This is a genomic window from Sulfitobacter sp. F26169L, assembly GCF_026410285.1.
Taxonomy (GTDB): Bacteria; Pseudomonadota; Alphaproteobacteria; order Rhodobacterales; family Rhodobacteraceae; genus Sulfitobacter.
Map to the genome: position 1 here is coordinate 403997 of NZ_JAPMLP010000002.1, position 25790 is coordinate 429786.

Here is a 25790-nt window from a genome sequence, read left to right on the forward strand (position 1 = left end):
AGGCGGCGCCCAGCGCCGCCTTTTTTGTGTTTGGCCTTTGGATTTCGAACTGCCTAAATCCAACCTTGTAGATTTTCGCGGATCACGTTCGACAGCGCGGTGATGTGCGCGTCATCGTCATTCAGGCATGGAATGTAGGTAAAGTGCTCTCCGCCTGCTTCCTCGAAGCTTTCAAAAATCTCTTCGTTAATTTCTTCCAGTGTCTCGATGCAATCGGATGAAAAGGCCGGTGCGCAAACGGCGATGTTCTTTTTGCCTTGCTGGGCCAGTCGGGCGACCTCTTCAACGGTGTAGGGCTGTAGCCATTCTTCGGGGCCGAATTTCGACTGGAAGGTGGTTTTGATGTCGGTGTCTTCCCATCCCAACCGCTCTTTCAGCAGACGGGTCGTTTTTTGGCACTGGCAGTGATAGGGATCGCCCTCCATCAGATAACGCTTGGGCACTCCGTGATAGGAACAGACCAAAATGTCGGGCCGCGTTTCCAGTTCGGCGTATTTTGTCTCGATGGACTTGGCGAGCGCGTCGATGTAATCGGGGCGGTCAAAATAGGGTTCTACGGTCCGGCTGGCAGGTTGCCACTTTTCGCGGGTAAGGGCCTCGAAAAACTTGTCGCAGGCCGTTGCTGATGTTGCGCCGGCATACTGCGGATAAAGCGGGAAAAAGAGGATTTTCTGGCACCCGGCCTTGACCAGTTTTTCAACTTTGCTCTGCGTTGACGGGTTGCCGTAGCGCATACAGAAATCAACCATAACATCATCGCCATAGGTTTTCTGCATTTCGCTGCTGATCTTTGCGGTCTGTGCCTTTGTAATAGTCAGCAGCGGGCTTTCGCCCTCTTCTTCGTTCCAGATGGATTTATAGGCCGCCCCCGATGAGAAGGGCCGTTTTGTCAGGATGACCAACTGTAACAGTGGCTGCCATAGCCAGGGCGAATAATCGATCACGCGGCGATCGGACAGGAACTCGTTCAGATAACGCCGCATGGACCAGTAGTCATAATTGTCCGGTGTGCCCAGATTGGCAATCAGAACGCCGACTTTCGGCCGCATGACGGGCGGATGATCCGCGTCTGCGTGTACGGGGCGTGCTGGGTTTTCTGTGGGGCGCGTCTCGGTCATGATGGCGGTATCCTGCATAGTGTCTGACGGGACATAGATAGATTTGGCGCGGGGTCAATCGCGCAGGGGCGTTTCAGGTGCGCCCAGCGCATCGGCAAGCCGTTGTTGCGCCGATCCGGGGCGCAATGGTTGCTGTTGCGAGGCATCCGGCGACCATCCTGTAAGCACCTGAAGCTCGAAGCTAGCCTGCAATCTTCCCGAAGGCGCGACAAAGTGTTGCGCATAGAGATTTTGCGCTTCTTCGAACACCGCGCGTCGGGTGGGATGGCGGAGGCGGTCACTCAACACGTTGGTTTCACCCATTGCGCGCAGATCATGCATCAGGTGCCAGATGTCGCGGTACTCAACCGTTAGCGTGGCAGTATCCGCGACAGGCAGGGCAAAGCCTGCACGTTGCAGTAGGCCACCCAGATCGCGCAACTCTGGCAGGGGGGCGACGCGCGGGGAAAGCCCGCCGGTCACGGCAATCTCGGCCTGGCCCAGAACGCGGCGTAATTCGTGAAGTGTGTCACCGCCAAAGCTGATGGCGATGAACAGCCCGTCCGGCAGCAGCGCGCGGCGGCACTGGATCAGTTGCCCGACCGGATCATTTGCCCAGTGCAGCCCCATCACATGCGCAACCAGATCATGTGATAGGGGCGCAAGCTCCAGCGTTTCGGTGTCTGGGACAATCTTTGCGGTCGGGTGCAAAGGCGACCAGAAATCCGGAAAACCCGTTACAAGAGCAGGGGCTGTAAACGACTTGTTAACCATATCCAGACGATCCTGAAGTTCGTCCGCAGCAGCGGTGTGCAGGAACAACCCCTCTGTCGTGGCGCGGGCGCGTCGCCGGTGCAGGGTATCGATGTCTGTCATGGGTTTTGTCATAGGGGGTACATAGGCCGATGCTGGCGCAACTTCAAACAGCCGTTTCGCTGATCTATCCGCCCCGCTGCATAACCTGTGGCGACATGGTCGAAAGCGATTTCGGCCTGTGTGGCAGTTGTTGGCGTGACACCGCATTTCTGGGTGGCACCATTTGCGATACTTGCGGCACGCCGCTGACGGCTGGTGGACAGGGTGACATTTATCACTGCGATGCCTGTATGCAAGCGCCACCACCATGGGTTCAGGGGCGTGCGGCAGTGTTGTATCGTGATACGGGGCGCAAGCTGATTCTGGCGTTAAAGCATGGCGACCGCCAAGAGATGGCGCGCCCAGCAGGCCTTTGGATGGCGAATATGATGCGTGGCGTTGACGCGTCGGATATGGTGGTTGTGCCTGTGCCACTACACTGGTCGCGGCTGCTGAAGCGGCGTTATAATCAATCCGCCCTGCTTGCCCGCGCGGTCGCACAAAATATGGAGCTGGCGTGGTGCCCTGATGCATTGGTACGGGTGCGGCGCACGTCATCATTGGAGGGGCTAAGCCGTGAAGCGCGGTTCAGGACGTTGGAAAACGCGATCCGCCCCCATCCCAAAAGAGGGAGGATTCTAAACGGGAAACCGGTCTTGTTGATAGATGATGTAATGACCACGGGTGCAACGCTTATTGCCTGTGCGCATGCGTGTCTTGAGGCCGGTTCCGGCCCCGTGCGCGTTCTAACCCTAGCAAGAGCGGCAAAAGACGCCTAAATCCTTACTCAACACATGTTGAAAAGGATCTGTCGATGAAGCCTGTAGAAATCTATACATCTCCTCTGTGCGGCTTTTGCCATGCCGCCAAACGCTTGCTGAACCAGAAAGGCGTGAACTTTTCCGAAATTGACATTCTGTCGCATCCCGATCGCAAGCCTGAAATGATCAAGCGCGCGGGTGGCAGCCGCACGGTGCCACAGATCTTTGTGGGTGATGTCCATGTTGGCGGTTGTGATGAACTGCACGCGCTTGAGCGTGCAGGCAAGCTTGATGCGTTGCTTGCTGCATGAAGGCTGCTGTTCTCCAACTCAGCGTAAGCGATGATCCGGCGCAGAACCTGCCGGTGACACGCGAAATGCTCGCAGAGGCCGCGCGGCAGGGTGCGGAATTTATCCTGACGCCCGAAGTGAGCAATTGCATATCGACGAGTCATTCGCACCAACGTGATGTGCTGCACCTTGAGGACGACGATCCGACGCTAGCAGCCTTGCGTGCAGATGCGGCGGCATTGGGTGTGTGGCTGTTGATTGGTTCTCTTGCGCTCAAAACCGATGACGCGGACGGGCGGTTTGCCAACCGGTCATTTCTGATTGATCCACAAGGTGAAGTTGTGGCGCGGTACGACAAGATCCACATGTTTGATGTCCAGGTCACCCCGACAGAGACGTGGAAAGAATCAGCCGCCTACAGGCCCGGTGCGCAGGCTGTCGTGGCGCGTACGCCTTTTGCCAACATTGGCATGACCATCTGTTATGACATCCGCTTTCCCGCGCTGTTTCAGGCGCTTGCGGATGCTGGTGCGCAGTTACTGACGGTGCCTGCTGCGTTTTCACCTGTAACCGGTGCCGCGCATTGGCATAGCTTGCTGCGCGCTCGTGCAATCGAAACGGGGTGTTTTGTGATTGCCCCCGCGCAAACAGGCACACACAACAGCGCCGCGCATAAAACCCGTGACACATACGGTCACTCGCTGGTTGTTACGCCGTGGGGCGAAGTTGTGCTGGATGCCGGCACGGAGGCTGGCGTGCATCTGTTTGATCTGGACATGTCGCAGGTTGATGCCGCGCGTCAAAAAGTGCCCAGCATGAGCCACAAGCGCCCCTTCGAGGCGCCTCAATGAGCGATGCATTCAATACCCTAGCGATTATGTTGTTCAGTGAGATTCTGGGTACAGACCAGATATTGCGCAGCCGCCTGAGCAAGGTGTTGCCAAAGGGTATGGAGATTTCGCATTTCTCCGTTCTCAATCATCTGGCATGGCGCGATGTGGAACGCACACCGGCGCAACTGGCCGAAACCTTTCATGTCACACGCGGGGCGATGACCAACACGCTGACAAAACTGGAATGGGCCGGATATATCCATGTTCGGCCCGATTGGGATGATGCACGGCGCAAAATGGTCACCATCAGCCCCGCAGGGCGTCAGGCACGTGATACCGCGCTTAGTTCGATAGCGCCGATGATTACACAGGTGGTCGAGCAGTTGGGCGAGGAAAAGGCCCGCGCAGCCCTGCCCATTCTGCGCGAACTGCGCAACAAACTGGGCTAGGACGCTGTTCAGGCCGCCGGTTTCAGACTGGCAGTCACGTAGTTCACGCTCAGGTCACGCGCAGACAGGCTCCAGCTCCACAGAATCGGATTGAACACAAACCCCTTGCGATCCACCGGCTCCAGCCCCGCTTTCTCAAGCAGTTTATACAACTCGTCTGGGGTAATGAATTTGGACCATTCATGTGTTCCCTTGGGCAGCCAGCGCATGACATGTTCCGCGCCGATGATCGCCATCACATAGGATTTCGCATTGCGGTTGAGGGTCGAGCAGATGTGCAAACCGCCCGGCTTCAGTAACTGACGGCAAGCGGTGAGGTAGCTGATGGGGGAGGCTACGTGTTCAATCACCTCCATGTTCAGCACAACATCGAATTGCTCGCCTGCCTCTGCCAATGCTTCGGCGGTTGTGTGCCGGTAATCGATTTCCAGCCCTGATTGCTCCGCATGGATTTGGGCCACGGGGATATTTCCGGCAGCCGCATCCGCGCCCACAACAGTGGCCCCGAGGCGCGCCATCGGTTCTGCCAGAAGTCCGCCGCCACAGCCGATATCCAGAATCCGCAGCCCCTTGAACGGTTCCGGTTTTGTCAGGTCGCGATCAAACTCGCCCGCGATCTGGTTTGTAATGTAATCCAGCCTGCACGGGTTAAGCATATGCAGCGGTTTGAATTTGCCCTCTGTGTCCCACCACTCGGCGGCCATGGCTTCAAACTTAGCGACCTCGTCGGGGTCGATGGTGCTTTGATGCGCTTGCATTTCTGCGCTCCTCGTATTCAATGCGGCTTTCGTACTATATAGGCTGGTAATGGATAAGACCCACGATCAAAAGCGCGCTGTGCATCATCTTTACCCGCCGGTTGACCCGTTTGACCGCCGGATGCTGGCCGTCGGGCAGGGCCATGAGGTGTATGTAGAGCAGTGCGGCAACCCTGATGGTATTCCCGTTGTGGTGCTGCACGGCGGGCCGGGGGGCGGGTGTAGCCCCTCAATGCGGCGTTACTTTGATCCGGCACGTTTTCGCGTTATTTTGTTTGATCAACGCGGCTGTGGACGCTCCACACCGCATGCAAGCGTGACCGACAACACCACGTGGCATCTGGTTGCCGACATTGAGCTGATTCGCAAAACACTGGGCATTGACCAGTGGGTTGTATTCGGGGGCAGCTGGGGTGCGACATTATCGCTCATCTACGCGCAGGCACATCCGTATGCGGTACGCAACATGGTGCTGCGTGGTGTGTTTCTGATGACCCAATCTGAACTGGACTGGTTCTATGGCGGTGGTGCCGGCAAATTCTGGCCCGAAGTTTGGGAGAAGTTTACAGCTCTTGTGCCCCAAGAGGAGCGGGACGATTACATAAAAGCGTATCATCGCCGCCTTTTTTCCGACGACGTATCGTTGCAAACCCGTTACGCGGCGGCGTGGGCGGGGTGGGAAAACGCGCTGGCGTCTATCCATTCTGCGGGGCAGATGGTGGCGGGGCCAAGCGAATATGCACGCGCCTTCGCGCGGCTTGAGAATCACTATTTCATCAATGCGGGTTTTCTGGAGTATGATGGCCAGATTCTGGCGCAGATGGATCGCATCGCCCACATTCCCGGAGTAATCGTGCAAGGCCGGTACGATATGATCTGCCCACCCCAAAGCGCATATTCGATCGCGCGTGTCTGGCCGAAATCCGAATTGTTAATGGTGCGCAATGCCGGTCACGCGTTGAGTGAGCCGGGGATAACTGCCGAACTGGTGCGCGCCATGGACAGGATCGCACAGACATGAGCCGAAAGCCTTTAGATAGACGTGCATTGTTTGCCAGCGGTGCGGCTGCTGCCCTGTTGGCGGCGGCGGGGGTTAGTGCGGGGCCGTTGCCACAACGAGGGGGTAAGCTGCGGCTGGCTGTTTCAGGCGCTGCGCGCAGCGATAACTGGGTGAGCGGTGACGGCCTGTTCATGCAAGTTGCGCGGCAAGGCCTGGTTTATGAAACCCTGACCGAAGTTGCCGCCGATGGCACATTACGCGGCGAATTGGCAACCGATTGGACCAGCGCGGAAAACGCGACCGTCTGGACGTTTGATTTGCGCCAAGGTGTTACGTTTCATGACGGTGCGCCCTTCACCGCGAACGATGTTGTTCACAGCCTTGCCGCGCTGGGCGATGTGCGCGCGTTGTCGCGGCACCGCGTCCAGATTGCGCTGTCTGCACCTGAGCCTGCACTGCCATTTGTGCTGGGTCGCGTGGCGCATATCATCCGCCCTGCACATGCCTCCGAAATTGGTATCGGTACGGGCCTTTACCGGATGCGCCGTTTCACTGCGGGACAGCAATTGTTGGCATCACGTGTGGAAATGCATTGGAAAGACGGACAAGCGGGCTGGTTTGATCAGGTTGAACTGGTTTCGATTCCTTCGGCAACTGTGCGTGCGCAGGCGATGGCAGAGTATCTGGTGGATGGTGCCGACATTACCGATACATCGGCGCTGAAAGGTATTGATGGTATTGCAGTGTTGAGCGGGCAAGCGATTTCCCGCGACATTGCACTGCCATCAACACTGGGTCGTGGCGTATTTGACGATCTGCGCGCACCACAGCGGTGGTGGGGGGCTTGATGTTTATTCTCTCCCCGCGTATATGAGCACTCAACAGCGGCGCGCTCGGGTCCAAACCAAGCGCCCACCGAACCTCTGACACGGGCCGCGCGCCCGTTTTTTTGTGCCTGAATTCAAGTGAGATTATGAACAACGACCTGATTGCAAAAGCTGCCATGGACCGGCGTCTCGCCGAGATCATCACGCCTGTCATCGAAGACATGGGGTATGAGCTGGTGCGCGTGCGACTGATGTCCGGTAAAACCTCGACCTTGCAGATTATGGCAGACAAGCCTGATGGTGGCATTGAAGTGGATGATTGCGCCCAGATCAGCACGGCTGTTGGCGCGGTGCTGGATGTCGAAGACCCGATCATTGACGAGTATGCGTTGGAGGTGTCCAGCCCCGGTATCGACCGTCCGCTGACCCGCCTGAAGGACTTTGCCAATTTTGAAGGCTATGAGGCCAAGATCGAAACAGAAGAATTGATAGATGGCCGCCGCCGTTTCAAGGGGCAGCTGGCCGGTGTTGAGGGTGATGAAGTTCTGATCAACATCGACGAGGGCACTGTTGGTCTGAAATTTGACTGGCTGACCGATGCCAAGCTGGTTCTGACGGACGAGCTGATCAAGGAAATGTTGCGCCAGCGCAAGGCGGCTGGTGTCATAGACGAAACCAAATTTGACACTATTGATGAAGAGCCGCCCCTACGGGGCGAGGTACAGACAGATGAGTCTGACAAGGGAGAGACCTAATGGCCATTACATCCGCAAACCAGCTTGAGCTTTTGCAAACTGCCGAAGCTGTTGCTCGTGAAAAGATGATTGATCCCGGTTTGGTGATCGAAGCGATGGAAGAATCCCTCGCCCGTGCGGCGAAGTCCCGCTACGGCGCAGAAATGGATATCCGCGTGAGCATCGACCGCAAGACAGGCCGCGCGACATTTACGCGTGTGCGCACTGTTGTGGCGGATGAGGATCTGGAAAACTATCAGGCCGAATTTACGGTTGAGCAAGCCAAGCAATATATGGACGCTCCCGAAATCGGTCAGGAATTCAGCGAAGAGGTTCCGCCTGTTGAAATGGGCCGGATCGCCGCACAATCGGCCAAGCAGGTGATTTTGCAAAAGGTTCGCGAAGCAGAGCGTGATCGCCAGTACGAAGAATTCAAAGACCGCGCAGGCACGATCATCAATGGTCTGGTCAAGCGTGAAGAGTATGGCAACGTCATCGTTGATGTGGGTGCTGGCGAAGCGATCCTGCGCCGCAACGAAAAAATCGGCCGCGAATCATATCGTCCGAACGACCGTATCCGCGTTTACATCAAGGACGTGCGCCGTGAGCAGCGCGGCCCGCAGATTTTCCTGAGCCGGACAGCGCCCGAGTTCATGGCCGAATTGTTCAAGATGGAAGTGCCGGAAATCTATGACGGTATCATCGAGATCAAAGCGGTCGCCCGTGATCCCGGATCACGCGCCAAGATCGCTGTAATTTCCTACGATAACTCCATCGATCCGGTCGGTGCCTGTGTGGGTATGCGCGGTAGCCGTGTTCAGGCCGTTGTAAACGAGCTTCAGGGCGAAAAGATCGACATCATTCCATGGAATGACGACCAGCCGACCTTCCTTGTGAACGCATTGCAACCCGCCGAAGTGTCCAAGGTTGTTCTGGATGAAGAAGCTGGCAAAATCGAGGTTGTTGTACCCGAAGAGCAGCTGTCGCTTGCGATTGGTCGCCGTGGACAGAACGTGCGCCTTGCGTCCCAGCTGACCGGTCTTGATATCGATATTATGACGGAAGAGCAGGAAAGCTCGCGCCGTCAGGCGGAATTCGAACAGCGTACCAAGCTGTTTATGGACAATCTCGATCTGGACGAGTTCTTTGCCCAGCTTCTGGTTGCCGAAGGTTTCACCAACCTCGAAGAAGTCGCTTATGTCGATGTTTCCGAATTGCTGGTCATCGACGGCGTCGACGAAGACACCGCCAGCGAATTGCAGGCCCGCGCCCGTGACGTGCTGGAAGCGCAGAACAAGGCGGCACTTGATTCTGCCCGCGCACTGGGTGCCGAAGACAGCCTTATTGAATTTGAGGGCCTTACACCCCAAATGATAGAGGCACTGGCCAAAGATGATGTTAAAACGTTGGAAGATTTCGCAACCTGTGCGGATTGGGAGCTGGCTGGCGGCTGGACCACGGAGAACGGCGAACGTGTCAAGGATGATGGCGTTCTTGAACCCTTCGAGATGACGCTGGAAGAGGCGCAAAGCCTGATTATGACAGCCCGTGTGCTGTTGGGCTGGGTCGATCCGACAGAACTGGACGCAGACGCCGACGAAGAAGGTGACGCAGAAGAGGAGGCCGAGGCCTGATCGCAGGCCTCGGGGTATCAGTATGGGACGCGGTGGCGCATCCAAAGACCGTGAAAGCGGTGCGGAACGCAAATGCCTTGCTACAGGTGAGGTGCAACCAAAGTACCGGTTGATACGTTTCGTTGTAGGGCCTGATGGTCAGGTTGTACCGGATGTCATGGGTAAGCTGCCTGCGCGTGGTATGTGGGTTTCCGCAGATCGTGCCGCCCTTGAGACGGTTGTGAAAAAGGGGTTGTTTTCGCGCAGTGCAAAGCAACCTGTAAAGACGCCGGATAATCTGGTGGAAGAAGTAGAAACGCAGTTGGCCCGCCGTGTGGTGGACCTGATTTCGATGCAGCGCAAAGCGGGCAAAGCCGTAGCTGGGTACGAAAAGGTCAAAGGCTGGCTACAGAACGAAGAGGCGCTTGTTCTGATCCAGGCTGTGGATGGATCGGGACGCGGCAAATCTAAACTGAGCACACCGCACTACGGACACTATATCGGGTGTCTGACGGCGGATGAATTGGGTTTGGCATTCGGTCGCCAAACTGTGATACATGGGGCGCTCGCCTCTGGTGGACTCACTCTACGTGTTGTAGAGGAAGCCCATAGACTGAATGGCGTGCGTAAAAACGAGGCTGGCAGCGGCCAGCCGAAAGGATGACGAGCTAGATGAGCGATAGTGATGGCAAGAAAACATTGGGTTTGCGGGGCGCCCCCGCGCGTCCGGGCAATGTAAAGCAAAGCTTTAGCCACGGACGTACCAAAAACGTTGTTGTGGAAACCAAACGCAAGCGCGTTGTGGTGCCCAAGCCCGGTGGTCAAAAGCAAACCGGCCCCGGTGCCGGACCCGTTGGTGATCCTTCGCGGCGCCCCGCGGGTATCACCGACTCTGAGATGGAGCGCCGCCTGAAGGCTGTTCAAGCCGCGAAGGCCCGTGAGGCGGAAGAAGCCGCGGCACGTGAAGCGGAAGAGAAAGCGCGCGCAGAAGAGCGCGAACGCCGCCGCGCCGAGATTGATGCAAAAGAGCGCGAAGATCGCGAACGTGAGGAAAGCCTTAAAGCGAAGGCCGAAGAGGAAGAACGTGCAAAACGCGAGGCGGAAGCCGCAGCACGCGCTGCCGCCGCGCCCGCTGCAGAGCAGCCTGCACAATCACGTGCTGTGCCGAACAAGCCGGCTCCAGCATCTACGCCGCGTAAAACCGAACGTGATCGCGAAGAAACAAATAAAAAGAATCGGCTGGCCGACGACCGTCGTTCTGGCAAGCTGACGGTGAACCAGGCGTTGCGTGGTGGCGAAGGAGGCCGTCAACGCTCTATGGCGCAGATGAAGCGCAAGCAGGACCGCGCACGTCAGAAGGCGATGGGCGGCACGGTCGAGCGCGAAAAAATTGTGCGCAATGTCAATCTACCGCCGGCGATTGTTGTGTCTGAACTGGCCGTTCGTATGGCTGAAAAGATCGGTGCTGTTGTGAAGGCGCTGATGAACAACGGCATGATGGTTACGCAGAACCAGACAATTGACGCCGACACCGCCGAGCTGATCATTGAAGAATTCGGTCACAATGTTGTGCGGGTTTCCGATGCTGACGTTGAAGATGTGATCAAGCTGGAAGAGGATGACGAGAGCGATCTGAAGCCGCGCCCACCTGTGATTACCATCATGGGTCACGTTGACCACGGTAAAACATCGCTGCTGGATGCGATCCGTAAGGCGAAGGTGACAGAGGGCGAAGCAGGCGGTATTACCCAGCACATCGGTGCTTACCAGATCACGACCGACAGTGGACAGTTGTTGTCGTTCCTTGATACTCCGGGTCACGCTGCGTTTACCTCCATGCGCTCACGCGGTGCACAGGTGACGGATATCGTTATTCTGGTGGTTGCAGCAGATGATGCGGTAATGCCCCAGACGATCGAAGCGATTGCGCACGCAAAGGCGGCCAAGGTGCCGATGATTGTGGCTATCAACAAAATTGACAAACCGGCGGCTGACCCCGACCGCGTGCGTGCAGCCTTGTTGCAGCACGAGGTTATCGTGGAAAAGATGTCCGGTGACGTTCAGGACGTTGAAGTTTCTGCAATCACCGGTCAGGGTCTTGATGACCTGTTGGAAGCGATTGCGCTGCAAGCGGAAATCCTTGAACTGAAAGCCAACCCTGATCGCGCTGCCGTTGGCGCCGTGATCGAGGCACAGCTTGATGTGGGTCGCGGCCCTGTGGCAACAGTTCTGGTTCAGAACGGGACGCTGCGGACAGGTGATATTTTCGTTGTTGGTGAGCAGTACGGTAAAGTTCGTGCGTTGATCGACGACAAAGGAAATCGCGTTAAGGAAGCGGGCCCGTCTGTTCCCGTCGAGGTTCTGGGCCTGAATGGTACACCCGAAGCAGGTGACGTTCTGAACGTGACAGAAACCGAAGCACAGGCGCGCGAGATCGCGGAATATCGTGCCAATGCCGCGAAAGACAAGCGCGCTGCGGCTGGTGCTGCAACCACATTAGAACAGCTGATGGCAAATGCTAAAGCAGATGAGGATGTGTCCGAACTGCCAATCTTGGTAAAAGCCGATGTTCAGGGCTCTGCCGAGGCGATCGTGCAAGCGATGGAAAAAATCGGCAACGACGAAGTCCGTGTCCGTGTGCTGCACTCCGGCGTGGGTGCAATCACCGAAACAGATGTCGGTCTGGCCGAGGCTTCGAATGCGCCGATCATGGGCTTTAACGTCCGTGCCAATGCATCCGCACGCAACACTGCCAACCAGAAGGGTGTCGAAATCCGCTACTATTCGATCATCTATGATCTGGTGAACGACGTAAAAGCTGCGGCTTCGGGTCTGCTGAGCAACGAGATCAAAGAAACCTTTATCGGCTATGCCACGATCAAAGAGGTGTTCAAGGTCACGGGTGTGGGCAAGGTGGCCGGTTGTCTGGTTACCGAAGGGGTGGCACGCCGCTCAGCCGGTGTGCGTTTGCTGCGTGACAACGTGGTGATCCACGAAGGCACGCTGAAAACACTCAAGCGTTTCAAGGACGAAGTACCGGAAGTTCAGTCGGGTCAGGAATGTGGTATGGCGTTTGAAAACTATGACGACGTGCGCCCAGATGACGTGATCGAAATCTTCACACGCGAAGAAGTCACACGCACGCTGACGTAAACGCATGTGAAACAATAAAAAAAGGGACAGTGCGAAACACTGTCCCTTTTTTTATATCAGCTATAAATCTGCCTATTTCTTTGTCACAGGCACGCCAGAATAAACGGTATTGTCGACTTGAACGGCAATTCGACCGTCGGGCATGGAACGTACAAAAGTGCCTTGAACAGACACACAGCTTCCAAGTGTAATGGTGCGCAGCAAGAAAATTCTCCCCAGAATTAAGATGCTTCCACTTTAATGGATATTGTGCCCACATCCAGCATAATGACGCCCCATATGGGAAAATTGTATCTAAAGCGAACTATAATCCCTTAGAGCCAGTCTCGCAGAATCGCGATAAGCGGAATATCTGCTGGTGGCATAGGGTAGTTTCGCATTTCGGTCGGCTTCACCCATTTCAAAACCTGCCCTTCACGGGCTTGGGGTGTCCCGTTCCATTTCCGGCAGGCAAACAGAGGCATCATCAGGTGGAAATCTTCGTAAGAATGACTAGCAAAAGTGAGGGGCGCCAGACACGATGCCCATGTATCTATTCCCAATTCTTCTTCTAATTCCCGAATGAGGGCTGTTTCGGGAGTTTCACCAGTTTCGATTTTGCCTCCGGGAAACTCCCATAATCCGGCCATGGATTTACCGGCGGGACGCTGCGCCAACAACACCCGACCATCAACATCAATCAACGCAACCGCAGCGACCAGAACAATTTTCACGATCGATAGTCCGCGTTGATCGCGATGTAGTCGTGGGTCAGATCACAGGTCCACACGGTTGCTTTGCCGGTCCCGATTCCGATATCGGCACCAATAACGATGTGATCCTTTTTCATCTGAGCGGCTGCAGCCTCTTCCGAATAGGATTCGCTGCGCCAGCCGTCTTTGGCAACCTCGATGTCCCCGAAACGGATACTCAGCCGGTCACGATCAGCTGCGGCACCGGATTTACCAACTGCCATTACAATCCGGCCCCAATTTGGATCTTCTCCAGCGATTGCGGTTTTTACCAGCGGTGAATTTGCGATCGCCATCGCGTGAATTTTGGCATCGGCATCGCTTGCCGCGCCGTTAACATTGATTTCAACAAACTTTGTCGCGCCTTCTCCGTCACGGACGACCTGATGTGCAAGGTCCTGCATGACACCATGCAGAGCGTTGGCGAATCCTTCATGGGTATCCACCGCGACGCCGCTGGCGCCAGTTGCTGCAACAATCAGGCTGTCGGATGTGGATGTATCGCTATCAACTGTGATGCTGTTGAACGTCGTTTCATTTGAGGTTGAAACCAGTGCTTGCAACGCTTTTTGCTCGATTTTCGCATCGGTAAAAATATAGACCAGCATCGTGGCCATATCCGGGGCGATCATGCCTGAACCTTTTGCAATGCCCGCGATAGAGACTGTTTTACCGTCCAAATCTACAGTTGCCGATGATCCCTTCGGGAAAGTATCGGTTGTCATAATTGCCTTGGCAGCACCGGCGATACCGTCCGCGGCAGTGGATTTCGACAGAGAATCAAGCGCAGCGGTGATACGTTCATGTGGCAATGGCTCACCGATGACACCTGTGGAGGACGTGAACACCCGATCTAGCGGGACATCACACGCTTTGGCCACAGCTGCGGTGATTGCCTGCACCGAGGCAACGCCGGTCTTTCCGGTAAACGCATTGGAGTTGCCGGAGTTAACCAGAATAGCCGCGCCTGCGTCAGAGGGTTTGCCAAGCTTTTCCTGACAATCCAGTACCGGCGCCGAGCGTGTGGCAGAGCGTGTGAAGGCGCCTGCCACAACGGTTCCCGGCACCAATGTGGCAAGCATCACATCGGTGCGACCCTGATATTTGACACCAGCCGCAGCAGTGGCGAACTTTACGCCGTCAATTTCAGGCAAGTCTGGAAAAGCGGCGGGTGCCAGTGGTGACACAGATGTAATTTTTGCCATGGTTCCGCTTACTCCAGAACGGTTACTTGTTTTATAACAGACGGATCAAGACCCTCTGCGCCGCTGCGGTCAACTTCGGCCGCGTTGGTTACTGCATCAATCTTTTCTTGTGCGCGGACCTGACGGATCTGCATTTCGATTTCTTCGCGCACTTCTTCAAGCTTTGGTGCTTCTTGAATACGGGTTTCGTTCAGCTTGATGATATGCCAGCCGAACTGAGTTTTTACGGGGGCAGACACGGCCCCGACCTCCATACCTGCAACAGCGGTTTCAAATTCGGGCACCATCGCGCCCTGACCGAACCAGCCAAGCTGCCCACCATTCGGCCCGGACGGGCCGGTAGATTTTTCACGCGCGACAGTTTCAAACTCCGCGCCATCCTCCAATGCGGCAACTACTTCCAATGCTGCCTCTTCGGTTTCGACCAGAATGTGAGACGCGTTGAATTCGGGAGCTTGCTCTACGTTCTTGTATTCTTCGTCATAGGCGGCTTGCACCTCTGCGTCTTCCAGCGGCACTTCCAAAATGCTGTTGATGGATTCGCCTGCTGTCAGCGAACGGCGTTCGTTTTCCAGCTGTAGCAATACGCGCTGCGGCAGATCACCCGTGTATTCCTGTTGCAGGGCTGTCTGCTGGACCAACTGATCGAGGATCCCCTGGAAAAGGACATCGTCCGGCAGGTTTTTGTATTGTTCCGGCAATCCGGCCCAAGCAACAATCATGTGACCGATGGTGATTTCTGTACCGCCAACAGTGGCGACAACCTTGGATGGGTCTGCTGTAATCGTCTCTTGTGCTGCTGCGGGCAGGGCAAGAGCGGCGATAAACGCCAGCGGCGCAAGAAAAGTGAGGGGTTTTTGCATGGATCGTCCTATCATTCCGGCGGTATAAGGCCAGTTACATTGACACGCTACATGGTGGCCCTTACATCGCTGATGGGCGCGGCGTAAAGCCACCATTCTCCCCTTCTATTTATGGACTGGGTGTTTGCGGGGCAAGCAGATCGCGCGATAGAATTTTAACTTCGGCTGGAGATCGCATGCTGGGACTCGGAAAAATCACCAAAAAGGTTTTTGGTACGCCAAATGATCGCAAGATTAAGGCTGTCCGCCCCCTTATCGAAAAGATCAACGCGCTGGAGCCGGAGTACGAAAAGCTCTCTGACGAGGCGATCAAAGACAAAACAGAGGAATTGGCCACGCGGGCGTTGAAAGGCGAAAGCCTTGATGCCCTGTTGCCGGAAGCTTTTGCAAACTGTCGTGAGGCCGCGCGTCGTACCCTGGGTCTGCGGGCATTCGATACGCAGCTTATGGGTGCGATTTTTCTGCATCAGGGCAATGTGGCCGAGCAGAAAACCGGTGAGGGTAAAACCCTGACCGCGACATTTGCCGCCTATCTCAACGCGCTAACCCATAAGGGTGTGCATATCGTCACCGTGAACGAATACCTCGTGAAACGCGATGCGGAGTGGATGGGCAAGGTTTTCGGCGCACTTGGTCTGACCACCGGCTATATCTATCCGGGCATGACAGATGACGCAAAGCGCGAGGCCTATTCTTGCGATATCACGTACACCACAAACAACGAACTCGGCTTTGACTACCTGCGCGACAACATGAAGGCCGAGTTGAGCGAGATTTTCCAGAAGCAGCACAACTTTGCTATTGTGGACGAGGTTGACAGCATCCTCATCGACGAAGCGCGTACGCCACTTATTATCTCCGGCCCGTCGGATGACAGGTCTGACATGTACCTGACCATTGATGGTGTGATCCCGTCGCTGCTGCCTGAGCATTATGAGCTGGATGAAAAAACCCGTAACGTGACCTTTACCGATGAGGGTATCGAATTTCTTGAAGAGCAGTTGCGCGCCCGTGAACTGCTGGAAGACGGCATGACGCTCTATGATCCTGAAAGCACGTCGATTGTACATCACGTCAATCAGGGTCTGCGCGCGCACAAGCTGTTCGAGAAAGACAAAGACTATATCGTACGGGATGGTGAAGTTGTTCTGATTGACGAATTTACAGGCCGTATGATGGCCGGTCGCCGTTTGGGCGATGGCCTGCATCAGGCGATCGAGGCGAAAGAGGGCGTTGAAATCAAACCTGAAAACATCACTCTCGCATCGGTGACTTTCCAGAACTATTTCCGCCTGTATGACAAATTAGCAGGTATGACGGGCACAGCGCTGACCGAAGCCGATGAATTTATGGAAATCTACGGCCTTGGCGTTGTTGAGGTTCCTACCAACGTGCCGATCGCGCGGGTAGATGAGGATGACGCCGTTTACCGCACGGTGGGCGAAAAATATGCCGCAATGATAGAGCGCGTGAAAGAGGCGCACGCCAAAGGTCAGCCATGCCTTGTGGGCACAACATCCATCGAAAAATCCGAAATGCTGAGCAAGCTGCTGGAAGCCGAAGGGATCAAGCACAATGTCCTGAATGCGCGCCAGCACGAGCAGGAAGCGCAGATTGTCGGTGATGCGGGTAAACTGGGCGCGGTGACAATCGCCACCAACATGGCGGGACGCGGCACCGATATCCAGCTTGGCGGTAACGTTGAGTTAAAGGTACTGGAAGCATTGGCCGCTGATCCGGATGCCGATCCGGTTGCTGTGCGCACAAAGATCGAAGCAGAACACGCGGACGAAAAGAAAAAGGTGCTGGAGGCAGGCGGCTTGTTTGTACTAGCGTCCGAGCGCCACGAAAGCCGCCGTATTGATAACCAGTTGCGCGGTCGTTCCGGCCGTCAGGGTGATCCGGGGCGGTCTTCATTCTTCCTGTCGCTGGAAGATGACCTGATGCGCATTTTCGGTTCGGAGCGGTTGGAGAAGGTGCTGACATCGCTGGGGCTGAAAGAAGGCGAGGCGATCATTCACCCTTGGGTGAATAAATCGCTTGAGCGCGCGCAGGCAAAGGTAGAAGGCCGCAACTTTGACATTCGCAAGCAGTTGCTGAAATTCGATGACGTGATGAACGAACAGCGCAAGGTTATCTTTGGCCAGCGCCGTGACATCATGGAATCACAGGACCTGCACGAAATCACGGAAGACATGCGTCATCAGGTGATTGACGATCTGATCGAACAATACATGCCGCGCAACACCTATGCCGACCAGTGGGACACACAGGGCTTTTATGCCGCTGTGATCGAACAGCTGGGCGTCGACGTGCCGGTCATTGCATGGTGCGAAGAAGATGGCGTTGATGATGATATTATTCGCGAGCGCCTGATCGAGGCGACCGACAAGCTGATGGCGGACAAGGCCGAACGCTTTGGCGAAGAAAATATGCGCAACATCGAAAAGCATTTCCTGTTGCAGACAATTGATGCGAAATGGCGTGATCACCTGCTGACGCTGGAACATTTGCGGTCTGTTGTCGGGTTCCGGGGGTATGCGCAGCGTGATCCGTTGAACGAATATAAAAACGAATCATTCCAGTTGTTTGAAAGTATGTTGGACAGCTTGCGCTCGGATGTGACCCAAAAACTGTCGCGCATAGAGCCTGCCAGTGAAGAAGAGCAGCAGCGTATGATCCAACAGATGCTTGCACAACAGCAGGCTGCAGACGAAGCGGTTGACGAGGCCGTGGATGAAGCCGAAGCGGCAGCAGAAGCAGCCGACGGATTTGATGAAAACGATCCCTCAACATGGGGAAATCCCGGCCGGAATGATCTGTGTCCCTGTGGATCGGGTAAGAAGTTCAAGCACTGCCACGGTCAATTGACCTGATCTGTACCTTGGAATCGTCATAGTTCAGGCGCGGGGCCGCCCTATTGCAGCCCCGTTTTCAGACGAAGAGTGTTCTCGACCCAATCCGTAACAAGGGACGAGACAATGCAACATCGCAAGGAAATCACCATGGCTGCCGGTACGCTGGCTTGTGCCATCGGCATCGGATTTTTCATGCAGCAATCGCAAACGGTGCCGCCAGAGCGTTTTGAGGGCGCAACCCTTATGAATGCAAATGCCGTGGTTCTGGATGTAGAAGAAATCGTTCTGACTTCGGCTGAATTTACCGAGAAGCTTAAGGCGCCAAAAACAGAGGAAGCTGTTGTTTTGGCCGCTGCGCCTGCAATCGTGCCGCCGGAAGCGATTGATATGCCCGAAGTACAAACGGCACCGGCCACTGCGACGCCTGAGCTGTCGCGGAAGGAAGAAACGGCAGAGCAAGCCTGTGAGATTACCGCACATGCGCGCCCCATTGCGGCCGCTATGGTGAACCTGACGCTTGACGCGCCGTGTCTGCCCGACGAGCGGGTGACCGTGCATCACAGTGGGGTGCTGTTCAACCAGACCACAGATGCAGAAGGCGCGTTTGATATCACTATGCCTGCTATGGCCGAAAACGCGACATTCATCATGGCGTTTACAAATGGTGACGGTGCAGTTGCCCAGACCACAGTTGATGAGTTGCCGGATTTTGACCGTGTCGCATTGCAATGGAAAGGCGATACAGGTTTCCAACTTCACGCGCGGGAATTCGGGGCGGACTATGATAGCGAAGGGCATGTATGGGCGGGCGCTGCGCGTGATATGTCATACGCTGTGACCGGACAGGGCGGCTACATCACCCTGCTTGGCGATGCCGATGTGCCGGATGGGCTGCTTGCAGAAGTGTATACCATTCCGGCTGTCCAAACGGAAAACGGAGAAACCGTTGACCTGAGCGTTGAAGCCGAAGTTGCCGAAAACAACTGCGGGCTAGAGATCGAAGCGAAGATTCTGCAGGTGAGCAGTGGCAACGATATCACAACCCGCAATTTGACGCTGTCCGTGCCGGACTGTGACGCCGCTGGGAACTTTCTTGTGTTGAATAATCTCTTCGAAGACTTGAAGGTCGCATCTAACTAACGCAACCCCGAGGTCTTAATGATCAAAGCGATATGTGTGGCGGTCCTCGCCGCACTTTTCCTTTTTGGCGCTATATCGTCTGTGCAGGCACAAGACATCACGCTCACGTCTCGCGATAGCAAGGTTGAGCTGAGTGGCACGCTGCTTGGGTTTGACGGTGAGTTCTACCGTGTTCAGACGGAGTATGGCGAACTGACTGTGGACGGATCAGGCGTTTTGTGTACTGGCCCTGGTTGCCCGAACATCGAAGATTTCGTAGCCGAGCTTCAGATCTCCGGCGCGCCGACATTGGGCGCTGTTGTGATGCCTGCGCTGCTAGAGGCCTTTGCACAAAAAAACGACTACGTTACGGAGCGTGAAGAAGGTGAGGATAGCACCAGTTTTACCTATCTTCTCAGCCGCGCAAGCGATGGAAAGCTGGCCGCACGATTTTTCTTTCGTGTGACGAATACCGATGAAGGGTTTGCTGATCTGCTGGCAGATGAGGCCGATATCGTGATGTCGCTGCGCGAGATTCGCGCAGAAGAGCGCAGCAGAGCCAGAGAAGCGGGTCTGGGCGATATGACAGGGATCAACCGCAGTCGTGTGCTAGCGCTGGATGCGATTGTTCCGGTGGTTTCCGGGACTAACCCCGTTCAAGGGATTTCACCGGTCGATCTTGCACAGGTTCTGGCCGGACGGATCACCAATTGGAAAGCGCTCGGCGGACCTGACGTACCGATAGATTTGCACCTACCAGATGACTCTTCAGGGTTGGGGCAAGCGATTGTGGACCAACTGCTGCGACCGGCAAATCTTGGAAAGCTATCTGATAAGGCAACGCGCCATGCTACGTCAGATAGTCTGTCTCAGGCTGTTTCGGCTGATACGTTTGCATTGGGTCTGACCAGCTACGCCGAACGGGGTGATACACAAGCTCTGATGCTGACGGGGCGTTGCGGATTTTCGATGCAGGCATCGCGCCGGACAATCAAAACAGAAGATTATCCGCTAACGGCACCGATGTTTCTATACTTTCCTGCACGCCGCCTGCCGCGCCTTGCGCGAGAGTTTCTTGCATTTACCCGTGGACCGGCTGCGCAGATTGTGATCCGGCGTTCTGGTTTTGTGGACCAGACACCGGAAGAGATCGCTGTCGAGCAGCAAGGCAACCGTTTTGCCAATGCAATTGCTCAAGCTGGTACAGAAATTACATTAGGTGAATTGCAGCGGATGACGGCCACGTTGGTTCCCATGGCACGGCTAAGCACGTCGTTCCGGTTTGAAGCGGGATCAGTCCGTTTAGACGCGCAATCGCGCTCGAATGTTCAGCAACTGGCACGGGCGCTGGAGGTCGGGCAATATGATGCGCGGCGACTCCTTTTTGTCGGCTTCAGTGACGGTAACGGACCCTCTGAAGCCAATCGGGATATCGCGCTTCGCCGCGCTGACGCCGTGCGCCGCGCGGTCAATGAAGCCGCTGTTGCTGCTAATCTTGAACGGGTGGAACTGGGTGTTGACGCCTTTGGAGAGGCGATGCCAATGGCCTGCGATGACAGTTCTTGGGGACGCCGCGCCAACCGCCGCGTTGAGGTTTGGGTGCGCTAGAGATATCCATCAGCCCGAAAGCTGAGCTCCCGGGATTTGCCGATAATCAAGTGATCATGCAGAGTAAGGCCAAGCGCGTCACAGGCCGCATTTACGCGGTGCGTCATGTCAATGTCAGCCTGTGAAGGTGTCGGATCACCGGAGGGATGGTTGTGTACAAGTATGACGGCAGAAGCGTTCAGTTCCAAAGCGCGCTTGGCGACTTCGCGAGGGTATACAGGAACATGATCAACGGTACCTTTGGCTTGCTCTTCATCGCCGATTAACACGTTTTTGCGATCCAGATACAGGACGCGAAACTGTTCGGTTTCGCGATGAGCCATCGTAGTGTGGCAATAATCGAGCAGCGAGTCCCAACTTGAAAGCACGTGGCTGTGCATAATTTTCGACCGCGCCATGCGGTGTGCAGCGGCCTCTACAATTTTCAATTCTGTAACAACGGCATCACCGACGCCTGAAATGTCGCGCAGGCGCGCTTCTGGAGCGGTGAGGACACGGTTGAAATCACCAAAACAATCCATCAGCGCGCGCGCAAGCGGCTTGACGTCGCGCCGCGGAATGGCGCGGAACAGGACAAGTTCAAGCAATTCATATTCAGGCATGGCCATTGCGCCACCTGCCATAAACCTTGCGCGTAAACGCTGGCGGTGGTCGGCTATGTATGAAGGTTGCTTTCCGCTCGCCTGCGCGGCCACCGGGGCTTCGTCCATCAAAAAGGGAAGTGGCTGTTCGTTGAAGTTCGACATTTCTTCAAGATGCCGCAGATATAGTTAGAGATTGGTTAACGAAGAAGTTCGATGTTCAACCTGGGTAAAATCACCTTGTGTAGACTAATGTGTGAACGCGAAGGGCATCGTTGCACGAATTTGCATGAGGTCAGCGGCGGATTTGGACCATTGTAATAATCAAAAGAAAACGGGCGCACTACTCAAAGTAAAGTGCGCCCGTGTATACGGCTCTGCGATAGTATGAAGGGCTTCACCCTTTCATTGAGTCCCAGAACGATTTGACCGAGGAAAAAAAGCTGCTGCCCTCGGGGTTATTCTTATCCGAGAGTTCTTCGAATTCGCGCAAAAGCTCTTTTTGCTTGCTAGTGAGGTTCACCGGTGTTTCTACAGCCAATTCGATGATCATGTCCCCTGTGGCACCGCCACGTAAATGCGGCATACCTTTGCCGCGTAAACGCATTTGGCGACCTGACTGGCTGCCTGCGGGAACCTGAACACGGCCACGGCCACCATCAATCGTAGGTACTTCGATGCTGCCGCCCAAAGCGGCGCTGGCCATGGTGACCGGAACGCGGCAGAACAGGTTTGGCCCATCCCGTTCGAACAGCTCGTGATCCTGCACTTCGATGAAGATGTATAAATCTCCGGAAGGACCGCCGCGCATACCCGCTTCACCTTCGCCTGCAAGACGGATGCGGGTGCCGGTTTCTACACCTGCGGGAATATTAACCGACAAAGAGCGGTCTTTTTCCACGCGACCGGCGCCGCGGCATGTTGTGCACGGGTTTTTGATGATTTGGCCTAGGCCGGAACATGTGGGGCAGCCGCGTTCAACTGTGAAAAAGCCTTGCTGCGCGCGGACCTTACCCATGCCGGAACATGTGGGGCAGGTGGTTGGCTCGGCTCCACCTTCGGCACCCGAGCCGTTGCATGCATCGCAGCTGACGGATGTGGGCACGTTGATGGATTTTTGGAGCCCGGAGTACGCTTCTTCTAGCGAGACGCGCAGGTTGAAACGCAGATCAGAGCCGCGTGCAGCGCGACGTCCGCCGCCCTGCTGCCCGCGACCGCCCATGAAGTCACCGAACAGGTCATCGAATACGTCCGAAAACGCGGACGAGAAATCACCCTGTCCGCCACCAGCGCCGCCAAAGCCACCGCCCGGACGGCCACCACCACCTATGCCACCCTCGAATGCAGCATGGCCGTAGCGGTCATAAGCCGCCTTTTTATCTGCATCTTTGAGGACTTCGTAAGCTTCGTTGGCTTCTTTGAACTGTCCTTCCGCTTCCGGTTTGCCGGTGTTGCGGTCCGGGTGCAGCTCTTTCGCCTTTTTGCGATAGCCCTTTTTGATCTCTTCTGCGGAGGCGCCTTTGGCGACTCCCAAGATCTCATAATAGTCACGTTTTGCCATCAGTATTATCCTTTACAGGAACGTGAAGGGCCGGCCCGTCTGATCGGACCGGCCCTGTCATTGGTTCCGCACTGCGGATTTACGCGCGCTTGTCGTTGTCGAGGTCTTCGAAATCAGCGTCAACGATATCATCGTCGGCATTGCCGTTCGGGGCCTCGTCAGCGGCAGCGGCCATATCATCTTCGCCCGCTTCCTGCGCGCTCTTGTAGATGGCTTCGCCCAGCTTCATTGCAGCTTCTGTTACGTTCTGGATGCCGGATTTGATTTTTTCGGCATTTTCGGTTTCCATTTCGTCTTTCAACGCTGCAATTGCCAGTTCGATCGCTTCGACAGTGGTTGGATCAACCTTGTCAGCATGCTCTTCCATCGACTTTTCAGTAGAGTGGATAAGGCTTTCTGCCTGGTTTTTTGCTTCGATCAACGCGCGGCGCTCTTTATCCGCATCTGCGTTTTCTTCCGCGTCCTTAACCATCTTCTCGATATCGGCATCGGACAGACCACCGGAAGCTTGAATGGTGATCTTTTGCTCTTTGCCTGTGCCTTTGTCCAAAGCGCCCACGGACACGATGCCGTTGGCATCGATATCGAAGGTTACTTCGATCTGGGGCATGCCGCGTGGCGCTGGCGGGATAGATTCGAGATTGAAGGCACCGAGGATTTTGTTATCGGCGGCCATTTCCCGTTCACCCTGAAACACGCGAATGGTTACGGCGTTCTGGTTATCTTCCGCGGTTGAGAAGATCTGGCTCTTCTTGGTCGGGATGGTTGTGTTGCGGTCGATCAGGCGCGTAAACACACCGCCAAGGGTTTCAATACCCAAGGACAGAGGTGTCACGTCCAGCAGAACCACGTCTTTTACATCACCCTGCAAAACGCCAGCCTGAATCGCAGCACCAAGGGCCACAACTTCGTCAGGGTTCACACCTTTGTGCGGCTCTTTACCGAAGAATTTAGTTACTTCTTCAATAACGCGCGGCATCCGGGTCATACCGCCGACAAGTACAACTTCGTCGATGTCGGTTGCTTTTAGGCCGGCATCTTTCAGCGCTGCCTGACAAGGCTTGATAGATGCTTTGATCAAATCACCAACGAGGCTTTCCAATTTGGCACGGGTCAGCTTCATCACCATGTGAAGCGGCTGGCCGTTGGATCCCATGGAGATAAACGGCTGGTTAATTTCGGTCTGTGTTGCTGACGAAAGCTCGATCTTGGCTTTTTCAGCAGCCTCTTTCAGACGCTGGAGCGCCATTTTATCTTGTGTGAGGTCGACCTGATTTTCTTTTTTGAACTCGTCCGCAAGGTAGTTGACAATGCGCATGTCAAAATCTTCACCGCCGAGGAACGTGTCACCGTTGGTAGATTTCACTTCGAACAGGCCGTCGTCGATTTCCAGAATGGTCACGTCGAATGTACCGCCGCCAAGGTCATAGACCGCGATGGTTTGTGTTTCTTTTTTGTCCAGACCGTAGGCAAGCGCGGCTGCTGTAGGTTCGTTGATGATGCGCAACACCTCAAGACCGGCGATTTTACCGGCATCTTTGGTTGCCTGACGCTGGGCGTCGTTAAAGTAGGCAGGAACGGTGATTACCGCCTGTGTGACTTCTTCGCCCAGATACGACTCGGCCGTTTCTTTCATTTTGCCAAGGATGAAGGCGGAAATTTGTGAAGGTGAATACTTCTCGCCACGGGCTTCAACCCACGCATCACCATTGCCACCGTCAATCACATTGAAGGGCATGTTTTTGCGGTCTTTGGCAAGATCAGCGTCATCGTTGCGGCGGCCAATCAGACGTTTAACGCCGAAAATCGTGTTTTCGGGGTTGGTGACAGCCTGACGTTTTGCTGGCTGGCCTACAAGGCGCTCATCTTCGGTGAAGGCCACGATAGAGGGCGTAGTGCGCGCGCCTTCGGCATTTTCAACAACGCGAGGCTGGCTGCCGTCCATGATGGCGATACAGGAGTTTGTTGTTCCGAGGTCAATACCAATTACTTTGGCCATGTTTTTCGATCCCTTTTTTAGCTCAAGGCGATTACACGAAGCATAGGCCCGTTGCGGCACCACTGCTTCGATCCGGTTGACGCTGGAAACGTGTCGTCTCCAGCGGTTCGGAGGGTATATAGTGAGGGGGTGCTGGCCCTGCAACCGTGGCAGACACTAAGATGTGATGATTCACACAGAAATACTGAAAATTGGCAAGAAATAGGGGGTTTGGCGGTGAGATTTTCGGTTAAAGGCTTCGAAATACACTCCGGATTTCTGAATATTGAAGCCCAGCGGGCGGTTTTGGATGCGGTGCGCGGGGTTGTCGCAAAGGCGCCGTTTTTCCGGCCGAACACACCTTCCGGCAAACCGATGTCTGTAAGGATGAGCGCGGCAGGGAAATACGGGTGGTTCTCGGACAGAAACGGGTATCGTTATGTGTCGCAACATCCCGATGGCACACCATGGCCTGCGATCCCCGCCGAAGTTTTGGAAATATGGCACGGTTTAACAGGGCTGGAGCGGCAGCCCGAGTGCTGCTTGATCAATTATTACGGGCCGGACGCGAAGCTCGGCCTGCATCAGGACCGTGATGAGGCGGATATGCGCTGGCCTGTTGTGTCGGTATCTTTGGGAGATGACGGGCTGTTTCGCATGGGGAACGTCACACGCGGCGGCAAGACCGAGAGCCATTGGTTACGCTCCGGCGATGTGGTTGTCATGGGCGGTGATGCGCGGCTGGCCTATCACGGAGTTGACCGGATCAGGGCCGGATCATCTACGCTACTGCCAAAGGGTGGCCGGCTCAACCTGACCCTGCGCGTGGTTGAGTGAGGTAGCCCGCTTGGTTCCGGGTCTTTGGCGATTTATGCCGCCGCAGATATTATTCTCTCAACAAATGTAAAAAATTTAA

23 protein-coding genes are annotated in these 25790 nt (G+C 55.4%); 14 read left to right on the top strand and 9 right to left on the bottom strand.

Annotated features, from left to right (window positions below):
* Nucleotides 1–53 precede the first annotated feature (53 nt).
* Nucleotides 54–1118, bottom strand: a complete 1065-nt coding sequence (gene hemH, locus OS189_RS06165; RefSeq protein ID WP_267166414.1) for a ferrochelatase — start codon at nt 1116–1118, stop codon at nt 54–56.
* A gap of 54 nt (nt 1119–1172) precedes the next feature.
* On the bottom strand, nt 1173–1973 hold the full coding sequence (locus OS189_RS06170) for a methyltransferase domain-containing protein (RefSeq protein ID WP_267166415.1): 801 nt from the start codon (nt 1971–1973) through the stop codon (nt 1173–1175).
* A 29-nt stretch (nt 1974–2002) separates the two neighbouring features.
* Between OS189_RS06170 and OS189_RS06175 the strand changes: the two genes are divergently transcribed.
* The 4 genes from OS189_RS06175 to OS189_RS06190 are packed head-to-tail and all read left to right on the top strand — an operon-like array spanning nt 2003 to nt 4285.
* A complete protein-coding gene (locus OS189_RS06175) occupies nt 2003–2731 on the top strand; it encodes a ComF family protein (protein WP_267166416.1) in 729 nt (242 codons plus the stop codon).
* 35 nt (nt 2732–2766) lie between these two features.
* Nucleotides 2767–3024, top strand: coding sequence for a glutaredoxin 3 (gene grxC / locus OS189_RS06180; protein WP_267166417.1), 258 nt, complete (start codon nt 2767–2769; stop codon nt 3022–3024).
* Complete coding sequence (locus OS189_RS06185; protein ID WP_267166418.1) at nt 3021–3854, top strand: carbon-nitrogen hydrolase family protein; 834 nt, start codon at nt 3021–3023, stop codon at nt 3852–3854. The genes grxC and OS189_RS06185 overlap by 4 nt, the downstream gene beginning before the upstream one ends.
* A complete protein-coding gene (locus OS189_RS06190) occupies nt 3851–4285 on the top strand; it encodes a MarR family winged helix-turn-helix transcriptional regulator (RefSeq protein ID WP_267166419.1) in 435 nt (144 codons plus the stop codon). The genes OS189_RS06185 and OS189_RS06190 overlap by 4 nt, the downstream gene beginning before the upstream one ends.
* 8 nt (nt 4286–4293) lie before the next feature.
* On the opposite strand, the gene ubiG is transcribed toward OS189_RS06190, so the two are convergent.
* Complete coding sequence (gene ubiG / locus OS189_RS06195) at nt 4294–5043, bottom strand: bifunctional 2-polyprenyl-6-hydroxyphenol methylase/3-demethylubiquinol 3-O-methyltransferase UbiG (protein ID WP_267166420.1); 750 nt, start codon at nt 5041–5043, stop codon at nt 4294–4296.
* Nucleotides 5044–5092: 49 nt separating this feature from the next.
* Between ubiG and pip the strand changes: the two genes are divergently transcribed.
* The 6 genes from pip to infB all read left to right on the top strand — a co-directional run bounded on the left by pip (nt 5093) and on the right by infB (nt 12370).
* Complete coding sequence (gene pip, locus OS189_RS06200; protein ID WP_267166421.1) at nt 5093–6064, top strand: prolyl aminopeptidase; 972 nt, start codon at nt 5093–5095, stop codon at nt 6062–6064.
* Nucleotides 6061–6891 carry an ABC transporter substrate-binding protein gene (locus OS189_RS06205; RefSeq protein WP_267166422.1) on the top strand — a complete coding sequence of 277 codons (831 nt, stop codon included), beginning with the start codon at nt 6061–6063 and terminating at the stop codon, nt 6889–6891. The genes pip and OS189_RS06205 overlap by 4 nt, the downstream gene beginning before the upstream one ends.
* Before the next feature lie 125 nt (nt 6892–7016).
* A complete protein-coding gene (gene rimP, locus OS189_RS06210) occupies nt 7017–7625 on the top strand; it encodes a ribosome maturation factor RimP (RefSeq protein WP_267166423.1) in 609 nt (202 codons plus the stop codon).
* Entirely contained in the window at nt 7625–9238 is a 1614-nt protein-coding gene (gene nusA / locus OS189_RS06215; protein WP_267166424.1) for a transcription termination factor NusA, read from the top strand. Before rimP ends, nusA begins: the two co-directional genes overlap by 1 nt.
* 22 nt (nt 9239–9260) lie before the next feature.
* Nucleotides 9261–9881 (top strand): RNA-binding protein, encoded by a 621-nt coding sequence (locus OS189_RS06220; RefSeq protein ID WP_267166425.1) that lies wholly within the window; start codon nt 9261–9263, stop codon nt 9879–9881.
* A gap of 8 nt (nt 9882–9889) precedes the next feature.
* Nucleotides 9890–12370 (top strand): translation initiation factor IF-2, encoded by a 2481-nt coding sequence (gene infB, locus OS189_RS06225; protein WP_267166426.1) that lies wholly within the window; start codon nt 9890–9892, stop codon nt 12368–12370.
* Nucleotides 12371–12684: 314 nt separating this feature from the next.
* Here infB and mutT read toward each other — a convergent pair whose 3' ends face one another.
* From mutT to OS189_RS06240, 3 genes are read right to left on the bottom strand one after another with little or no spacing between them, the layout of a single operon-like run.
* The gene (mutT, locus tag OS189_RS06230; protein WP_267166427.1) at nt 12685–13083 is read right to left on the bottom strand and encodes an 8-oxo-dGTP diphosphatase MutT; all 399 of its coding nucleotides are present in this window, start codon (nt 13081–13083) and stop codon (nt 12685–12687) included.
* On the bottom strand, nt 13080–14306 hold the full coding sequence (gene argJ / locus OS189_RS06235) for a bifunctional glutamate N-acetyltransferase/amino-acid acetyltransferase ArgJ (protein WP_267166428.1): 1227 nt from the start codon (nt 14304–14306) through the stop codon (nt 13080–13082). The genes mutT and argJ overlap by 4 nt, the downstream gene beginning before the upstream one ends.
* Nucleotides 14307–14314: 8 nt before the next feature.
* Nucleotides 14315–15169 (bottom strand): peptidylprolyl isomerase, encoded by an 855-nt coding sequence (locus OS189_RS06240; RefSeq protein WP_267166429.1) that lies wholly within the window; start codon nt 15167–15169, stop codon nt 14315–14317.
* A 176-nt stretch (nt 15170–15345) separates the two neighbouring features.
* Between OS189_RS06240 and secA the strand changes: the two genes are divergently transcribed.
* The 3 genes from secA (at nt 15346) to OS189_RS06255 (ending at nt 20754) form a co-directional block, all read left to right on the top strand.
* The gene (gene secA, locus OS189_RS06245) at nt 15346–18045 is read left to right on the top strand and encodes a preprotein translocase subunit SecA (protein ID WP_267166430.1); all 2700 of its coding nucleotides are present in this window, start codon (nt 15346–15348) and stop codon (nt 18043–18045) included.
* A 105-nt stretch (nt 18046–18150) separates the two neighbouring features.
* A complete protein-coding gene (locus OS189_RS06250) occupies nt 18151–19167 on the top strand; it encodes a hypothetical protein (protein ID WP_267166431.1) in 1017 nt (338 codons plus the stop codon).
* Between the two features lie 18 nt (nt 19168–19185).
* Nucleotides 19186–20754 carry a substrate-binding domain-containing protein gene (locus OS189_RS06255; protein ID WP_267166432.1) on the top strand — a complete coding sequence of 523 codons (1569 nt, stop codon included), beginning with the start codon at nt 19186–19188 and terminating at the stop codon, nt 20752–20754.
* On the opposite strand, the gene radC is transcribed toward OS189_RS06255, so the two are convergent.
* The 3 genes from radC to dnaK all read right to left on the bottom strand — a co-directional run bounded on the left by radC (nt 20751) and on the right by dnaK (nt 24895).
* Nucleotides 20751–21500 (bottom strand): RadC family protein, encoded by a 750-nt coding sequence (gene radC / locus OS189_RS06260; RefSeq protein WP_416237456.1) that lies wholly within the window; start codon nt 21498–21500, stop codon nt 20751–20753. The genes OS189_RS06255 and radC overlap by 4 nt on opposite strands.
* Before the next feature lie 232 nt (nt 21501–21732).
* Complete coding sequence (gene dnaJ / locus OS189_RS06265) at nt 21733–22896, bottom strand: molecular chaperone DnaJ (RefSeq protein WP_267166433.1); 1164 nt, start codon at nt 22894–22896, stop codon at nt 21733–21735.
* Between the two features lie 79 nt (nt 22897–22975).
* Nucleotides 22976–24895 carry a molecular chaperone DnaK gene (gene dnaK, locus OS189_RS06270; RefSeq protein ID WP_267166434.1) on the bottom strand — a complete coding sequence of 640 codons (1920 nt, stop codon included), beginning with the start codon at nt 24893–24895 and terminating at the stop codon, nt 22976–22978.
* Nucleotides 24896–25111: 216 nt separating this feature from the next.
* Between dnaK and OS189_RS06275 the strand changes: the two genes are divergently transcribed.
* The gene (locus OS189_RS06275) at nt 25112–25711 is read left to right on the top strand and encodes an alpha-ketoglutarate-dependent dioxygenase AlkB family protein (RefSeq protein WP_267166435.1); all 600 of its coding nucleotides are present in this window, start codon (nt 25112–25114) and stop codon (nt 25709–25711) included.
* Nucleotides 25712–25790 lie beyond the last annotated feature (79 nt).

What these genes read in the sequence shown, in the direction of transcription:
- hemH (WP_267166414.1), bottom strand. Translation starts at nt 1,118, where the DNA reads ATGACCGAGACGCGCCCCACAGAAAACCCAGCACGCCCCGTACACGCA.
- OS189_RS06170 (WP_267166415.1), bottom strand. Translation starts at nt 1,973, where the DNA reads ATGACAGACATCGATACCCTGCACCGGCGACGCGCCCGCGCCACGACA.
- OS189_RS06175 (WP_267166416.1), top strand. Translation starts at nt 2,003, where the DNA reads ATGCTGGCGCAACTTCAAACAGCCGTTTCGCTGATCTATCCGCCCCGC.
- grxC (WP_267166417.1), top strand. Translation starts at nt 2,767, where the DNA reads ATGAAGCCTGTAGAAATCTATACATCTCCTCTGTGCGGCTTTTGCCAT.
- OS189_RS06185 (WP_267166418.1), top strand. Translation starts at nt 3,021, where the DNA reads ATGAAGGCTGCTGTTCTCCAACTCAGCGTAAGCGATGATCCGGCGCAG.
- OS189_RS06190 (WP_267166419.1), top strand. Translation starts at nt 3,851, where the DNA reads ATGAGCGATGCATTCAATACCCTAGCGATTATGTTGTTCAGTGAGATT.
- ubiG (WP_267166420.1), bottom strand. Translation starts at nt 5,043, where the DNA reads ATGCAAGCGCATCAAAGCACCATCGACCCCGACGAGGTCGCTAAGTTT.
- pip (WP_267166421.1), top strand. Translation starts at nt 5,093, where the DNA reads ATGGATAAGACCCACGATCAAAAGCGCGCTGTGCATCATCTTTACCCG.
- OS189_RS06205 (WP_267166422.1), top strand. Translation starts at nt 6,061, where the DNA reads ATGAGCCGAAAGCCTTTAGATAGACGTGCATTGTTTGCCAGCGGTGCG.
- rimP (WP_267166423.1), top strand. Translation starts at nt 7,017, where the DNA reads ATGAACAACGACCTGATTGCAAAAGCTGCCATGGACCGGCGTCTCGCC.
- nusA (WP_267166424.1), top strand. Translation starts at nt 7,625, where the DNA reads ATGGCCATTACATCCGCAAACCAGCTTGAGCTTTTGCAAACTGCCGAA.
- OS189_RS06220 (WP_267166425.1), top strand. Translation starts at nt 9,261, where the DNA reads ATGGGACGCGGTGGCGCATCCAAAGACCGTGAAAGCGGTGCGGAACGC.
- infB (WP_267166426.1), top strand. Translation starts at nt 9,890, where the DNA reads ATGAGCGATAGTGATGGCAAGAAAACATTGGGTTTGCGGGGCGCCCCC.
- argJ (WP_267166428.1), bottom strand. Translation starts at nt 14,306, where the DNA reads ATGGCAAAAATTACATCTGTGTCACCACTGGCACCCGCCGCTTTTCCA.
- OS189_RS06240 (WP_267166429.1), bottom strand. Translation starts at nt 15,169, where the DNA reads ATGCAAAAACCCCTCACTTTTCTTGCGCCGCTGGCGTTTATCGCCGCT.
- secA (WP_267166430.1), top strand. Translation starts at nt 15,346, where the DNA reads ATGCTGGGACTCGGAAAAATCACCAAAAAGGTTTTTGGTACGCCAAAT.
- OS189_RS06250 (WP_267166431.1), top strand. Translation starts at nt 18,151, where the DNA reads ATGCAACATCGCAAGGAAATCACCATGGCTGCCGGTACGCTGGCTTGT.
- OS189_RS06255 (WP_267166432.1), top strand. Translation starts at nt 19,186, where the DNA reads ATGATCAAAGCGATATGTGTGGCGGTCCTCGCCGCACTTTTCCTTTTT.
- radC (WP_416237456.1), bottom strand. Translation starts at nt 21,500, where the DNA reads ATGTCGAACTTCAACGAACAGCCACTTCCCTTTTTGATGGACGAAGCC.
- dnaJ (WP_267166433.1), bottom strand. Translation starts at nt 22,896, where the DNA reads ATGGCAAAACGTGACTATTATGAGATCTTGGGAGTCGCCAAAGGCGCC.
- dnaK (WP_267166434.1), bottom strand. Translation starts at nt 24,895, where the DNA reads ATGGCCAAAGTAATTGGTATTGACCTCGGAACAACAAACTCCTGTATC.